Origin of the sequence: Winogradskyella sp. (genome assembly GCF_013042245.1) — a bacterium.
In the GTDB taxonomy this organism is placed as follows: domain Bacteria; phylum Bacteroidota; class Bacteroidia; order Flavobacteriales; family Flavobacteriaceae; genus Winogradskyella.
This window is the reverse complement of sequence record NZ_JABDQL010000113.1, coordinates 1-15,131: the sequence shown is the minus strand read 5'-3', so window position 1 is coordinate 15,131 and position 15,131 is coordinate 1. Positions and strand designations below refer to the sequence as shown.

General features: G+C 34.7%; 11 protein-coding genes and 3 tRNA genes. 7 read left to right on the top strand and 7 right to left on the bottom strand.

Annotated elements, in window-relative coordinates; all coding sequences use genetic code 11:
* The first annotated feature begins 156 nt into the window (after positions 1 to 156).
* Positions 157 to 333: a hypothetical protein gene (locus tag HKP48_RS08865; protein WP_296344971.1), complete on the top strand. Its 177-nt coding sequence runs from the start codon at positions 157 to 159 to the stop codon at positions 331 to 333.
* 51 nt (positions 334 to 384) lie between these two features.
* On the opposite strand, the gene HKP48_RS08860 is transcribed toward HKP48_RS08865, so the two are convergent.
* From HKP48_RS08860 to HKP48_RS08845, 4 genes are all read right to left on the bottom strand, one after another.
* Positions 385 to 458, bottom strand: a tRNA-Arg gene (locus HKP48_RS08860).
* Positions 459 to 474: 16 nt separating this feature from the next.
* A tRNA-Pro gene (locus HKP48_RS08855) sits at positions 475 to 549 on the bottom strand.
* A gap of 43 nt (positions 550 to 592) precedes the next feature.
* Positions 593 to 676 (bottom strand) — tRNA-Ser (locus HKP48_RS08850).
* A 154-nt stretch (positions 677 to 830) separates the two neighbouring features.
* Positions 831 to 1,484 carry a rhomboid family intramembrane serine protease gene (locus HKP48_RS08845; protein ID WP_296344970.1) on the bottom strand — a complete coding sequence of 218 codons (654 nt, stop codon included), beginning with the start codon at positions 1,482 to 1,484 and terminating at the stop codon, positions 831 to 833.
* A 55-nt stretch (positions 1,485 to 1,539) separates the two neighbouring features.
* Here HKP48_RS08845 and HKP48_RS08840 point away from each other — a divergent pair, with 55 nt between their 5' ends.
* Positions 1,540 to 2,430, top strand: a complete 891-nt coding sequence (locus HKP48_RS08840; protein WP_296344968.1) for a lysophospholipid acyltransferase family protein — start codon at positions 1,540 to 1,542, stop codon at positions 2,428 to 2,430.
* A gap of 2 nt (positions 2,431 to 2,432) precedes the next feature.
* On the opposite strand, the gene HKP48_RS08835 is transcribed toward HKP48_RS08840, so the two are convergent.
* Together HKP48_RS08835 and glmM are read right to left on the bottom strand one after the other, a co-directional pair.
* The gene (locus tag HKP48_RS08835; protein WP_296344963.1) at positions 2,433 to 3,938 is read right to left on the bottom strand and encodes an aminotransferase class V-fold PLP-dependent enzyme; all 1,506 of its coding nucleotides are present in this window, start codon (positions 3,936 to 3,938) and stop codon (positions 2,433 to 2,435) included.
* A gap of 32 nt (positions 3,939 to 3,970) precedes the next feature.
* Entirely contained in the window at positions 3,971 to 5,359 is a 1,389-nt protein-coding gene (gene glmM, locus HKP48_RS08830) for a phosphoglucosamine mutase (RefSeq protein WP_296344961.1), read from the bottom strand.
* A gap of 70 nt (positions 5,360 to 5,429) precedes the next feature.
* On the opposite strand from glmM, the gene HKP48_RS08825 reads away from it, so the two are divergent.
* From HKP48_RS08825 to HKP48_RS08805, 5 genes are all read left to right on the top strand, one after another.
* On the top strand, positions 5,430 to 6,032 hold the full coding sequence (locus HKP48_RS08825) for an acyl carrier protein phosphodiesterase (RefSeq protein WP_296344959.1): 603 nt from the start codon (positions 5,430 to 5,432) through the stop codon (positions 6,030 to 6,032).
* Positions 6,029 to 7,732 (top strand): gamma-glutamyltransferase, encoded by a 1,704-nt coding sequence (gene ggt / locus HKP48_RS08820; RefSeq protein ID WP_296344957.1) that lies wholly within the window; start codon positions 6,029 to 6,031, stop codon positions 7,730 to 7,732. Before HKP48_RS08825 ends, ggt begins: the two co-directional genes overlap by 4 nt.
* Positions 7,733 to 7,807: 75 nt before the next feature.
* Positions 7,808 to 11,056: a S41 family peptidase gene (locus HKP48_RS08815; RefSeq protein ID WP_296344955.1), complete on the top strand. Its 3,249-nt coding sequence runs from the start codon at positions 7,808 to 7,810 to the stop codon at positions 11,054 to 11,056.
* A 94-nt stretch (positions 11,057 to 11,150) separates the two neighbouring features.
* Positions 11,151 to 11,921 carry a hypothetical protein gene (locus HKP48_RS08810; protein ID WP_296344953.1) on the top strand — a complete coding sequence of 257 codons (771 nt, stop codon included), beginning with the start codon at positions 11,151 to 11,153 and terminating at the stop codon, positions 11,919 to 11,921.
* 40 nt (positions 11,922 to 11,961) lie between these two features.
* The gene (locus tag HKP48_RS08805) at positions 11,962 to 14,739 is read left to right on the top strand and encodes a reprolysin-like metallopeptidase (protein WP_296344951.1); all 2,778 of its coding nucleotides are present in this window, start codon (positions 11,962 to 11,964) and stop codon (positions 14,737 to 14,739) included.
* Between the two features lie 131 nt (positions 14,740 to 14,870).
* On the opposite strand, the gene HKP48_RS08800 is transcribed toward HKP48_RS08805, so the two are convergent.
* The coding region (locus tag HKP48_RS08800) for a transposase (RefSeq protein WP_296344949.1) at positions 14,871 to 15,131 on the bottom strand (261 nt) is incomplete at its 5' end.

Here is a 15,131-nt window from a genome sequence, read left to right as displayed (position 1 = left end):
TGCAAAACTTAGGAAGATTTTACCAACATTATTCCAAACCTATTTTGTAGCTTTAAAAAAGATGCCACTTCAATATATAAAAATGACTCAGCGGCAGAATCCATTAACGAGGTATATTTGGCTTATCCTGGCTTTTTCTCTATTTCAGTTTACAGAATGGTCGGAGAATTCTATTTATTAGGGATACCTCTAAAACCTAGATTAATGACCGAATATGCACATCAAATAACTCGTATAGTCATTGGTAAAATTACAACAATTGGTAGAAACGTTAAAATATACCAAGGCGTAACACTTGGATCTCTTGTAGTAAAAAAGGAACTTAAGAAATAAAAAAAGGTACTAAAAACAAAAAAGTCTTACTATTTCTAGTAAAACTTTTTGTGAGCCCGATAGGATTCGAACCTATGACCGCCTCCTTAGAAGGGAGGTGCTCTATCCAGCTGAGCTACGAGCCCGTAACTCTTATTTTTGTCGGGGTGGCAGGATTCGAACCTGCGGCCTCCACGTCCCAAACGTGGCGCGATAACCGGGCTACGCTACACCCCGAATAGATTATCTAAATTTGTTTATTTCTGTAAACAAAATTCTGCGGAGAGACCGGGATTCGAACCCGGGCAACACTTGCGCGTTGACAGATTAGCAATCTGCTCCATTACCACTCTGGCACCTCTCCAATACAATAAATCAAGAACGTTTCTTAAATTGTAAACCTGTTCGACAAGCACTTCTATCATTTATGCGGGTGCAAATGTAACTTTTAGTATTTAAGAACGCAACAATTTTTTTGAGTTTTTTATAATAAAAAGCAACTTGTTGATTATGCGTATTTAAGAGAGTTTCCCTGTCTTATGCATTACAAAAAGAATCACTATCGGTATCGCCAAAAGTCCAACATATCCTAAATTAGTTTCCAAAAGAGATGGCTTCATGATCAGTGTAACTACATACCCACCAATGGCACCACCAAAATGAGCATCATGGCCAATATTACCGATACGTTTTTTCATACCATATATAGAATATAACAAATATCCAATACCAAATACATAGCCTGGTATTGGAACAGGCACAAAAAACATAATTAAACTCATATTAGGATCTAGCAATATTGCAGCATATAAAACTCCTGTTACGGCGCCGCTCGCTCCTATTGCACTATACCAATATTCATCTTTGTGAAAATAAAGTGATAGCAAATTCCCGAATAGCAAACTTGCAATATAAATAACTATAAAATTGAAATTGCCCAATGGCAAAATAACTACATCTGCAAAAAAATATAGCGTAAACATGTTAAACAATAAATGTGTTGGGTTTGCATGTAAAAATCCAGAACTAAGCATTCTTATGTGCTCATTACGTCTAATACTACCGACATTAAACTTATAGCGTTCAAAAAATGAACGGTCTTCAAAACCTTTAAATGAGATAATAACGTTTGCTGCTATGATAATTATAGTTACTAAGCTTAAATTGAGCATAAATCTTCCTGTTATGCTCCAAATATAAATATATTTGCGCTCTAAATCGAAGTTAATGCAACTACTTGCCTATATTATTATTTACCCTTTTTTGTGGTTGATTTCAATTTTACCGTTCAGACTCTTGTATGGCCTTTCAGATGTCTTATACATTTTTATTTATAAAATTTTTGGCTATAGAAAATCTACAGTTAAGGCCAATTTGAGACTTGTTTTTCCAAAGAAATCAGAAAAAGAAATAAACAAGATTACTTCTAAGTTTTACCATCACTTATGTGACATGATTTTAGAAGCTATAAAATCGATGACTATTTCTGAAGCTTCAATGAAAAAGCGAATGACTTTTTCAAATATCGACCTTATAAAAAATCTTGAGTCTCAACAAAAAAACATAATGCTCATGTGTGCACATTATGGAAGTTGGGAGTGGATTTTTATATTGCAAATTTATATAAACTACAAAGGATATGCAGTATATAAAAGGCTATCTAACAAATACTTTGACAAGCTTGTAAAGCGTATAAGAGCAAAATATAATTCTCACCTCATTACTACAAAAGAGACCTACAATGTACTAACTGAAACACAACAAAATGGAGAATTAACTATTAATGGTTTTGTGTCTGACCAATCTCCTAAAGCTCATAAAGCTCTCCACTGGAGTGAATTCATGGGAATTAAAGTGCCAATGTATGTTGGGGCTGAAACTATTGCCAAGAAATTTGATATGGCTGTTGTCTTTTTTATGGTAAAACGAATAAAACGTGGTTACTATGAAACCACTTTTGAAATTATTACTGAAACCCCAAATAATCATAAAGATTTCGAAATCACAGACGATTTTTTTAAACGTGTAGAAGAACAAATAAATGAAGCTCCTGAATACTACCTATGGACGCATAAGCGATGGAAGCATAGAGATAAAGTTCCTGTTGAATTTCAGTAAATTTAATCTAAGTTAAACCAATCACTAACTTTTATTGAAGTGCAAGGTTCTGCGATGAGAGATTTATTTACAAATTCGTTATTACTTCTTGAATACTCGTAGTCCAAAGCCCATTGTTTATAATTTTTAGATAAATCAATAATACTATCACAAACAAATTCAATCTCTTTGTTTGTAGTTGTTGGATGAATAGACATACGAATCCAACCTGGCTTTCTAACCAAATCTCCGATAGAAATTTTATCCGTTAATTCCTTTGATGTTTTTTGGTCTACATGAAGTAAATAGTGCCCATAAGTACCTGCACAACTGCAGCCACCACGTGTTTGTATCCCAAATTTATCGTTCAGTAATTTTACGCCAAGATTATAGTGCAAGTCGTCTATATAAAACGAAATAACACCTAACCTGTCTTTATGCTGACTCGCAAGAATATTAATGTTTTCTATAGGCTTTAGTCGATTAAAAATAATATCTACCAATTCATGTTCGCGTTGTAGAATATTATTAACACCCATTTGTTCTTTCAACTTAATAGAAAGTGCAGTTTTTATAGTTTGAAGAAATCCCGGTGTACCTCCATCCTCACGCTCTTCAATGTTATCAATATATTTATGTTCGCCCCAAGGGTTTGTCCAACTTACTGTACCTCCACCTGGGCAATCAGGCACCATATTAGTATATAGTTTCTTATTAAATACCAAAACACCAGAAGTCCCTGGACCTCCTAAAAATTTATGTGGTGAAAAGAAAATTGCATCTAATTGTTCTGCTTCATTTTCAGGATGCATATCTATATCTATATAAGGCCCAGAACAAGCAAAATCAACAAAACAAACACCTCCATTATGATGCATTAGTTTAGCGATGTCATGATATGGTGTCTGGATTCCTGTAACATTAGAACCCGCTATAACCGATGCTATTTTTATAGTACAATTTTTGTATTCATCCAATAGCGCTTTTAGGTTTTGAAGACTAAACAAACCGTCTTTACCAGGCGGAATTACTTCAACCTTTGCCATAGTTTCTAACCATGATGTGTGGTTAGAATGATGCTCCATGTGAGATACAAAAACCACAGGTCGCATTTCTTCAGGAATTATGGTGTATTCTTTTAAGTTTTCAGGAATTTTTAACCCAAGAATACGCTGAAACTTATTAACCACACCTGTCATTCCATTACCTGAAACTATAAGTACATCATCTTCATTACTGTTAACATGTTTTTTAATGATGTGTTTTGCTTCATGGTATGCTTTCGTCATCGCTGTACCGGAAACCGTGGTCTCAGTATGAGTATTTGCTACAAAAGGCCCAAAATCATTTACTAATTTTTCTTCAATTGGTCTGTACAAACGTCCCGATGCTGTCCAATCGGTGTAGATTATTTTTTTCTCACCATAAGGTGATATAAAAGTTTGATTTTGCCCAACAATATGCTCGCGAAACTTATTAAAATAAGTTTCTAATGCTGTAACAGTTTTGTTTATCGGTTTAGAAATCAAGGATACATCTAATTTTACTGTCTATAAAGATATTAAATATTAGCTACAGCTTTGATTTCTGCAATGATTCTATCCGCTAAAGTGTCAGCTTCATTTTGGGATGGTGCTTCTGTATAAATACGGATAATTGGCTCTGTATTACTTTTTCGTAAATGCACCCAACTGTTAGCAAAATCTATTTTTACACCGTCAATAGTAGTTAATTTTTCATGACTATAATTGGCTTCCATAGTTTTTAAAATACCATCAACATCTAAACTCGGTGTTAATTGAATCTTCTTTTTACTCATAAAATAGTTTGTATAGCTTGCTCTTAAAGCGCTAACATCCATTTTCTTTTCTGCCAAAAGACTTAAAAATAAAGCCACGCCAACCAAGGCATCACGACCATAGTGAGATTCAGGATAAATAATTCCTCCGTTACCTTCACCACCAATAATAGCATTATTTTTCTTCATTAAATCCACAACATTGACTTCTCCAACCGCACTGGCTTCATAATTTCCTCCATGTTTTTTAGTGACATCACTTAACGCTCTAGTAGAACTCATATTGCTAACAGTATTGCCTGGCGTTTTGCTAAGAACGTAATCTGCACAAGCCACCAAAGTGTACTCTTCGCCAAACATTTCACCTTTTTCATCCATAAATGCCAATCGGTCTACATCAGGGTCAACTACAATACCAAAATCAGCATGATTATCTACCACTGCTTTTGCCAAATCCCCTAAATGCTCTTTTAAAGGCTCTGGATTATGCGGAAAATGTCCTGTTGGGTCGCAATATAATTTTACAGGCTCAACGCCTAAGCGTTCCAATAGTAAAGGAATAGCAATTCCTCCAGTAGAATTTACACCATCAATAACAACTTTAAAATTAGCAGCTTCAATAGCTTCTTTATTTACCAATGGTAATTCTAAAACTTCATCAATATGAATATCTATATAGGCTTCATTCTTCGTAATTTTTCCTAAATCGTCTACCTCAGAAAATGTCATATCTAAAGATTCTGCTATTTCCAAAATCTTTTTGCCTTCTATTCCATTTAAAAACTCGCCTTTAGCATTTAACAATTTTAAAGCATTCCATTGTTTAGGGTTATGGCTTGCTGTAAGAATAATTCCACCATCTGCATGCTCTAGAGGCACAGCAATTTCAACAGTTGGTGTGGTTGATAAATCTAAATCTATGACATGAATTCCCATACCAACCAAAGTATTCATCACTAAGTTTTGAATCATTTCTCCCGAGATACGTGCATCTCGACCAACAACTACCCGGTAATTTTCTTTATTACGCTGTTGCTTTAACCAAGTGCCATAAGCTGCTGCAAACTTAACAGCGTCTATAGGTGTTAGATTCGTTTCTGTTTTACCACCAATAGTTCCTCGAATTCCTGATATAGATTTTATTAATGTCATGTAATTTCTGTTTTACGCAAATATAATTAGTTAATAGGATTTTATGATTATGAATTTGTAAATTCGAGCGATGAACTTCTTAGCCCATATTTACCTTTCAGGAAATAATGAATTACTGACTATTGGAAATTTTTCAGCCGATGGTATTAGAGGTAAAAAATACACAACATATCCAAAAGCCATGCAGGCTGGTATCTTACTGCATAGGTATATTGATACTTACACGGATGCACATCCTATTTTCAGGCAAAGTACTAAACGTTTACATAAAGGATATGGTCACTATAGCGGTGTTATAGTCGATATTTTTTACGACCACTTTTTAGCAAAAAACTGGAATAAATATCACACTCAGCCTTTAGATAATTATATTCAAAAATTTTATACAAGCTTGAATAACAATTATGAATTCCTTCCTGAGCGCTTTCAGAATCTAACACCTTTTATGATTAAGGATAATTGGCTTTTGAGCTATGCAACAATAGACGGCATACAAAAAGTACTTAATGGTATGAATCGTCGCACAAAAGGCCGCTCGAAAATGAATGAAGCTACAAAAGAATTAAAAATTTATTATATTGATTTTGAAAATGACTTTTTTAGTTTTTTTGAAGAATTAAAACATGCCTCTAACATAAAAAAAATAGCTCTAAAAAAAATATATAACTTATGAGAAAACACCTTTTCCCGCTTTTAGTATTATTCCTTTTTTTTAACTGCAAAGAAACAGTAAAGAAAACCAAAGCAACTATAAATAATCGTGGTCTTATTACAGATAAAGCATTGGTCGTCAGTGCCCGTGAAGAAGCATCAAAAATAGGAGTTGAAATTATGAAACAAGGCGGAAACGCCTTTGATGCCATGATGGCAACCGAAATGGCATTAGCGGTGGCATATCCTTATGCTGGTAATTTAGGTGGTGGTGGATTTTTAGTATATAGATTAGCAGACGGAGAAGTTGGCGCCTTAGACTACCGCGAAAAAGCACCGTTAGAAGCTTCGAAATATATGTATTTGGATGAAGATGGAAATGTAATAAAAGGAAAAAGTACAATTGGACCATTAGCAATTGGGATTCCAGGTACCATAGCCGGTGTATTTAAAGCCCATGAAAAATTCGGTAAATTAGATGTTAAAACCATATTACAACCTGTAATTGACTTGGCAAATAATGGATTTGTAGTTACCGAAAAACAAGCTAGACGATTTAGGGCTTACGATAGTATTTTTAAAGTTGTAAATGGAAAAAAAATAGTATTTAATGAGAATCTGAAAAAGGGAGATAAAGTTTTCAACTTTGCTTTAGCAGAAACTTTAGAACGCATTGCAAACAATGGTCGTGATGAATTTTACATAGGTGAAACTGCAAAACGTTTAGTAAAATTTCTTCAGAAAAAAGGAAGTATTATTACATTAGAAGATTTGACTAAATATGAATCAATATGGAGAAAACCTATCCAGTTTTATTATGATAATTTAACTATTACATCTATGTCTCCACCATCCTCTGGTGGGATTTGTTTAAATCAAATTATGACTATGATTGAGGACTTTGATTTAAAAGGCTATGGCCATAATTCATTAAAAACAATTCAAGTCTTAGTTGAAGCTGAAAAACGTGCCTATGCTGACCGTAGTTATTATTTAGGTGATCCTGATTTTATAGCTATTCCAACAGAAACATTAACCAGTTCTGTATACCTAAACAATAGAATGAAAGACTTTAGCTTTAAAGAGGCGACTCCAGTAGATTCTATTTCGCATGGAAGAATATTAGGTTATGAAAGTGAAGAAACCACCCACTACTCTATAGTAGACCAATTTGGAAATGCCATAGCAGTAACTACAACCTTAAATGGTGGCTATGGCTCAAAAGTGTTTGTAGACGACCTAGGTTTCTTTTTAAATAACGAGATGGATGATTTTAGTAGCAAACCAGGAAAACCAAACTATTATGGATTAATCGGAGCAGAAGCCAATAGCATAGTCCCTGAAAAACGTATGCTTAGTTCAATGACACCAACCATAGTTGAAAAAGATGGCGAATTATTTATGACAGTAGGTACGCCAGGAGGTTCTACCATAATAACATCTGTTTTACAAGCCATTTTGAATGTGCATGAATTTGAGATGACCATGCAAGAAGCCGTTAATGCACCACGATTTCACAACCAATGGCTGCCAGATGAAATTCGAATGGAACCTAATTCTTTTGACAGAAATACAATAAAACAACTAGAAGCCAAAGGCTATATCATTAACGAGTCGCGTTCACCAATTATAGGTATTATTGACGGTATTTTGGTTTTAGATAATGGTAAATTAGAAGGCGGTGCAGATAAACGAGGTGATGATACCGCGGCTGGATTTTAAAGTTTTTAGCATTGTCTTATCAATAAGATATGGTCTTAGTTGTATATTTATATATCTTTCTAAAACTCAACCAAAATGAAAAATTTTACTCTTGGTTTAGCGCTTGTTTTTGCGTCAAATCTTTTCAGTCAAGGCACACAATTGTTAAGACAACCAACACTTCATGGCAATGATGTTGTTTTTGTATACGCTAACGATTTATGGAAAGCCAATACCACCGGTGGTAATGCCATCAGACTTACCAGTGACGAAGGTTACGAATCTAGCCCTCATTTTTCAAAGGATGGAAAACAGATAGCTTTTACCGCAGAATATGATGGAAATGTTGATGTGTTTGTTATTCCTTATGATGGCGGAGAACCTAAACGTTTAACCTATCATCCAGGTGGCGATTTTGTTCAAGGCTGGACACCAGATGGAAAAGTACTGTTTCGTTCAGGAAGGGAAAGTCAACCGACAATGACCAACAAGTTTTTTACCGTTTCATTAAATGGTGGACTTCCAGTACCTTTAGATATTCCCCGTGCAGCCTATGGAGAGTTATCGCCAGACGGAAAGTATTTGGCATATACACCAATTACCGGATGGGATGCTGAATGGCGAAATTACCGAGGTGGACAAGCTATGCCAATTTGGGTTGTAGATTTAAAAACCAAAGAATTAATCCGTACAAAACAACCAACAGGAGAAAGACATCTAGATCCAGTATGGCTAGATGGTTTAGTTTATTTTATGTCAGAGCGTGATTATACAATGAATATTTGGTCATTTAATCCTACCACAAAAGAAGAGCAACAAATCACGTTTCACAAAAAGTTTGATGTTAAGAGCTTAGATGCTAGTGAAGATAAGTTAATATATGAGCAAGGAGGCTATTTGCATGTTTATAATCCTTCAAATTCTAAGACAAAACAATTAGACATTACGGTTAATGGTGATTTAACCTTCTACAGACCACGTTGGGAAGATGTAAGGGCGAGTCAATTAATAAATCCAAACGTCTCACCAAAAGGTAAACGTGCTATTTTCGAACACAGAGGAGAAATATATACGGTTCCAAAGGAAAATGGAACTTGGATAAATATTACCAATTCCCCTGGCGTTGCAGACAGAGTACCAATTTGGTCACCAAAAGGTGATAAAGTTGCTTGGTTTTCTGACGAAAGTGGCGAATATCAATTAGTAATTGCTGACCAAGACGGACAAAATAAAGAAATAATTAAATTGCCAAACCCAACGTTCTACTTTCTGCCAGATTGGTCACCAGATGGAAAACACATCGCCTATACAGATACACACTATAATATTTGGGTCATAAATTTAGAAACTAAAAAAACATCTATCGTAGATTCTGATAGTTACGCGCATCCAAACCGAACTATGAACCCTGTTTGGTCTCCTGATAGTAAATGGATTGCGTATCCTAAACAGCAAAAAAGTCACTTCAAATCAATATTTGCCTATAATGTAGATTCCAAAAAAATCATTCAATTAACTGACCCAATTGCTGATGCTATTTCTCCTGTTTGGGATGCTTCTGGAAAATACATATATACTTTGGCAAGCACCAACTATGGTCTAACTTCTGGTTGGTTGGATATGAGTAATTTCGACCCAGGAGCTAACTTAACCAGAAGCCTTTATGCTATTGTGCTAAGTAAAGATGGTAAAGCCCCTAACCTTCCAAAAAGTGATAGTGAAGAAAGTACTTCCGAAGATGAAAATGAAAATAAAAATGAAAAAGAGTCAAAAAATATTTCAGTAACTATTGATTTAGATGGCATCTTTAACCGTGCAGTAGCTTTGGGTTTACCGTCAAGAAATTACGCTTCACTTCTTAAGGCACCTAAACACAAATTATTTATTACTGAGTCAATCACTAATGAGAATGGATTAAAAGTTCACTTATACGATGTTGAAAAAGAAAAAGCGACTGATTTTGAAAAGGGTGTTTCACAAATGGTAACCTCAGACGATAGAAAATCTATTCTTTTGAGAAAAGGTAACAACTGGGTTTTAACGGGCACTAATTCTGCTCCAAAGCCAGGCAAAAATGTACTTAAAGCAAATGTAAAAATTAAGCTTGACCCAAAAGCAGAAGCGCATCAGATTTTTAAAGAAGGTTGGCGCTATATGCGAGACTTCCTTTATGTAGACAATGTACATGGAGCACCTTGGGATGATGTTTACAAATGGTATGCACCTTGGATAGACCATGTACGTCATAGAACAGATTTAAACTACGTTGTAGACATTATGAGTGGTGAGGTTGCTGTTGGACATTCCTATGTTTCAGGTGGAGATTTCCCTGATTTGGATAATGTTCCTGTAGGTCTATTAGGTTGTGATTTTAAAATCAAAAATGGACGCTACCAAATTTCAAAAATATATAATGGCGAACATTGGAACCCTAATATAACTGCACCTTTAGCGCAACCTGGTATAACTATTAATGAAGGTGATCATATTTTAGCAATAAACGGAAAGTCAATAACAAGTTCAGACAATATATATCAATATTTAGAGCAAACAGCAAATAGAGAAATAACATTGACTGTAAATTCATCTGCTTCAAAACAAGGCGCTAAAGAAATTTTAGTAAAGCCAGTAAGAAGCGAACGCAGTTTAAGGACAATAAATTGGGTAGAAAGCAATAGAAGAAAAGTTCATAAACTTTCTAATGGCAAACTAGCATACGTGTATGTGCCTAATACTGGTGGTGGCGGATTTACATCGTTTAATCGCTATTATTTTGCACAACAAGATAAAAAGGGCGTTGTCATTGATGAACGTAATAATGGTGGTGGTTCTGCCGCAGACTATATGATAGATATTATGTCTAGAGAACTATTTGGTTACTTTAACAGTAAATCCAAAGACAATAGACCTTGGACTACACCTATGGCAGGTATTTGGGGTCCAAAAGTAATGCTCATAAATGAGCGTGCGGGTTCTGGTGGCGATTTATTACCATATATGTTTAAAATGAAAAATATTGGACCATTAATAGGTACTAAAACTTGGGGTGGACTTGTTGGTACTTGGGATACTCCAAGGTTTATTGATGGTGGTCGTATGGTGGCACCTCGCGGAGGATTTTATGATGTTGATGGCAATTGGGCTGTTGAAGGTGAAGGTGTTGCGCCAGATATTCAAGTTATTCAGCATCCTAAAGAAACCTCAAAAGGAAACGACCCACAATTAGAACGTGGCGTACAAGAAGCAATGAAATTATTAAAAATTAATGGTGAATTTAGACTTCAACCCGAACCAAAAGCGCCAGTAAGATGGAAACGTCCTGATGGGTACAAGAATGATAATTAATAGTTGAAGTATAAAGTAAAAGGGATTACAACCTAAAAACTTCAATCCGTTTTTTATTTCACTTTATTGTAATTTTGAATTCAAGAATTATATTTTGATACGAAAAAGAAAACACCAACCATTTAGCAAGCTCAGCATTAAACAAAAAATTAAACGCATCCTAAAAATACTAGTTGGCATCGTTATTTTTATAACATTACCAACACTTCTATTTTTTAGTTTTTTATATTTAAAATACAACGAACCTTTTCCTGAAGCTATAGAGAGTCCAAAAGCAGATGTACTGGCTCAAAAAATGTTAGAGGCTCTTAATTTTGAAGCCTTCAAAAATACCGACTACATTGAATGGACTTTTAAAAATAGCCACAGTTACAAATGGTATAAGTCTGCAGATAACTGCGAAGTGAAATGGAAAGGCTTTAGAGTCATACTCCAACTTAAAGACGTAAATAAATCCTCTGTATTTGTAGCCAATCAAAATTATAATGGTACGGATAAGCAAAAACTAATTAATAAAGCAGAAGCTTATTTTAACAATGATTTCTTTTGGTTGGCTGCTCCTTACAAGATTTTTGATAAGGGTACAAAACGACAACTAGTAAAAACTGAAGGAAATAAAGAAGCGCTTTTAGTTACATACATCTCAGGTGGTACAACACCTGGTGATTCTTACTTATGGCATCTAGACAAAAGCGGAAAACCAATAGCTTATCAAATGTGGGTAAATATATTACCAATTGGAGGTTTAAAAGCAACATGGGATGATTGGAAAGTCACACAAACTGGGGCAATTTTACCAAAGTCTCACAAACTTTTATTCTTAAATTTAGAAATCAAAAATATTAATACTAGTGAACAACCCTAGAAAAAATATCTTAAATTTGAGGAACTAAAATTTACAGATCATGAAAAAAATCTACTTTTTATTACTGATTCTACCTTTATTTTGCTTTTCTCAAAAAAGTTATTGGACAAAAATTGAAACTTCTAAAATTAATAAATCACAATTATTAGATAGAACTACTACTGCATCAAAATTTGATACTTACAACTTACAGCTAGAACAATTAAAAACACAATTAAGCCAAGCTGTTAGTCGCTCTAGCAATGAAGTGTCTAATACTTTTATAAAATTTCCAAATATTGACGGAAAATTAGAGCGCTACCAAATCTATGAAGCTTCTATTATGGAGCCAGATTTTGCGGCTAAATATCCAGAAATTCAATCTTATGTTGGTATAAATATCGATAACTCTGGAGTGACAATGCGCTTTAGTACCACTATATTTGGTTTCCACGCGGCGATTTACACGATTGGCAAAACATACTATATAGACCCTTACACGGAAGATTTAAACTCTTATATTTTGTATGCGAAAGAAAACCTTTATTCTGATATCGATAGAATAGGTTGTCAATTAACAGATGAAATAGCTTTAGAAAACCCTTATCAACCAAATCCAAGCAGTATATCAAATCAAAGAAATGCTAATGATGGTCTTTTAAGAACGTTTAGACTGTCTTTATCATCAACTCAGGAATACTCAAATTTTCATATAAACGCTGCTGGACAACAAACTGCTTCAGATTTAGTAAAAAGACAAACTGTCTTAGCGGCTATGAACGTTACAATGACTAGAGTAAATGGTCTTTTCGAGCGTGATTTATCTTTAACAATGCAATTAGTCGAGATTATTAATCCTCCATTTTCGGGAACAAGTACTATATCTCTAGTAGAACCAGACGGATTTACTGATAATGATGCTACAGCTCTTTTAAGTCAAAACCAATCGATAACAGATACTAGGATCGGTCCGCCTAATTATGATGCTGGTCATGTTTTTACAACTGGCGGTGGTGGTATAGCATCTTTAGGTGGCATATGCTTAGATGAAACTGTTACGCCTGGAATAAATAATAAGGCTAGAGCTGTTACTGGATTACCAAGCCCTGTTGGAGATCCATATGATATTGATTTTGTTGCTCACGAAATGGGTCATCATTTTGGAGCCAATCATATATTTAATGGTAGTCAAGGCGATTGTTCTGGTGCAAATAGAAATGCAGCTACTTCAGTAGAACCAGGAAGCGGGACTAGCATTATGGGATACGCAGGTATTTGTTCAGGAGATAATATACAACTAAATAGTGACGACCATTTTAATGCGATAAGTATTGATGAGATGTATGCAAGAATAACAGGTACTGCCCAATATGCTTCTTTCCCTACATGTTCTACTAACACTTCTAATGGTAATACTGCTCCTATTGTAGACGCTGGCTTAGACTTTACAATACCCTTTGGTACAGCCTTTACACTTTCGGGAACTGGTAGTGATCCAGATGGTAGTGCTGTACTATCTTATAATTGGGAACAAGTAGACCCAGGATCCGTCGCTGGACAACCTTCCCCTACTGATACCGATGGACCAATGTTTAGATCTAGGCCTTCGTTACCTATTGGAGACAGAACCTTTCCTCAATTAAGTGATGTTCTTGCTGGTAATTTAACACCTCAGTGGGAAGTTATTCCAAACGTAGCAAGAACTATGAATTTTGCTTTAACAGTTAGAGATAACCAATCTCCAAATGGTGGACAAACTAATAGAGATGATATGATTGTGACAGTTGCAAATACAGGACCTTTTGAGGTAACCTCACAATCTACTACTGGCATAGTTTATCCAGAAAATTCATCAACAACAATTGAATGGGTGGTAGCTGGTACTAATGCAAACGGAATTAATACATCTCAAGTAAATATATTACTATCTACAGATGGTGGCCAAAACTTCAATACTACTTTAGCAGCAAATACAATCAATGATGGTAGCGAGACTATTACTTTTCCTGCAGGTGTAACATCTGCTAATTCTAGAATAAAAGTTGAGGCTGTAGGAAATATCTATTTTGCTATTAACCCAGAACTATTTGCAATTGGAAATTATACATTTGGTACTCAAGAAGTGTGTGATGATTATGTTTTTAATACTGGAGGTACAACTGTTGTTGAAGATGGAGGTAGCTACACAGGCTATAATTTAAACATACCTGACTCTAGGACAATATCAGATTTAAATATAGCTGTAAATATTACTAGCCCTAACAACGGAGATATATGGTATGCTGTTAGAGCTCCTTGGCAACCAGCTGATATCCAACAATTAGCGTCTGGTGTTTGTCCTGGGACGTCTAATTCCAATTTTGTTTTTGACGATGAAGGCTCTCCCATCGATTGCAATTCTACTAACAATGGAGATAATGTATTACCTCAAGTTGCATTAAGCTTTGCTGATGGCGAACAATCAAATGGAAATTGGGTTTTCTTTTTAACTGATGTCGTTGTTGATGGAACGACTTCCACATGGAATTCGACTACAATAACTATTTGTTATGAAGTTAATGAATTTACGCTCGCAGATAATGATTTTGAACTCAACGATTTTGCTTTATTCCCCAACCCAAACAAAGGTGAATTTACATTACAGTTTAATTCAAACTCTGGAAAAGATGTAAATGTTAACATCTATGACATTTCTGGAAAACTTGTATTTGAAAATAAATATGATTCTGTATCAAGATTTAATAAGCAAATTGAGTTAAACAATGTAAGCACTGGTGTTTACATTATGAAAGTTACTGATGGAGAGAAAACCATTACCAGAAAACTGATTGTCGAATAGTACTGTAGAGTAGAAACTTACAAATCAAAAACGCCGAAACTTAGAGCTTCGGCGTTTTTGATACACATAATAAAATATTATTTGACACTTTCCCGCGAAGTGTGTAAGTAAAATTTACAGGATTAGCTTTTTCATAGTTTAATCCTGTTTTCAAATATAGCTAAAAATTGGTTTAAAATGATTCCCCAATTTCTAATAGGCATTTTCCATTTTCTTGTGGATTCTCTTAAGGCTAAAAAGACAGATTTTATCACTGCATCATCTATTGGATAAGAGAGTTTATTTTTAGTGTATTTTCTAATTTTTCCATTTAAGTTTTCAATTAAATTAGTAGTGTAAATAATTGTTCTAATTTCCAACGGAAAGTCAAAGAAAACAGTTAGCTCATCCCA

Excerpts from the sequence above, each read along its gene's own strand:
- HKP48_RS08815 (WP_296344955.1), top strand. The coding sequence starts at position 7,808 with ATGAAAAATTTTACTCTTGGTTTAGCGCTTGTTTTTGCGTCAAATCTT.
- HKP48_RS08825 (WP_296344959.1), top strand. The coding sequence starts at position 5,430 with ATGAACTTCTTAGCCCATATTTACCTTTCAGGAAATAATGAATTACTG.
- HKP48_RS08845 (WP_296344970.1), bottom strand. The coding sequence starts at position 1,484 with ATGCTCAATTTAAGCTTAGTAACTATAATTATCATAGCAGCAAACGTT.
- HKP48_RS08865 (WP_296344971.1), top strand. The coding sequence starts at position 157 with ATGGTCGGAGAATTCTATTTATTAGGGATACCTCTAAAACCTAGATTA.
- HKP48_RS08805 (WP_296344951.1), top strand. The coding sequence starts at position 11,962 with ATGAAAAAAATCTACTTTTTATTACTGATTCTACCTTTATTTTGCTTT.
- HKP48_RS08840 (WP_296344968.1), top strand. The coding sequence starts at position 1,540 with ATGCAACTACTTGCCTATATTATTATTTACCCTTTTTTGTGGTTGATT.
- ggt (WP_296344957.1), top strand. The coding sequence starts at position 6,029 with ATGAGAAAACACCTTTTCCCGCTTTTAGTATTATTCCTTTTTTTTAAC.
- glmM (WP_296344961.1), bottom strand. The coding sequence starts at position 5,359 with ATGACATTAATAAAATCTATATCAGGAATTCGAGGAACTATTGGTGGT.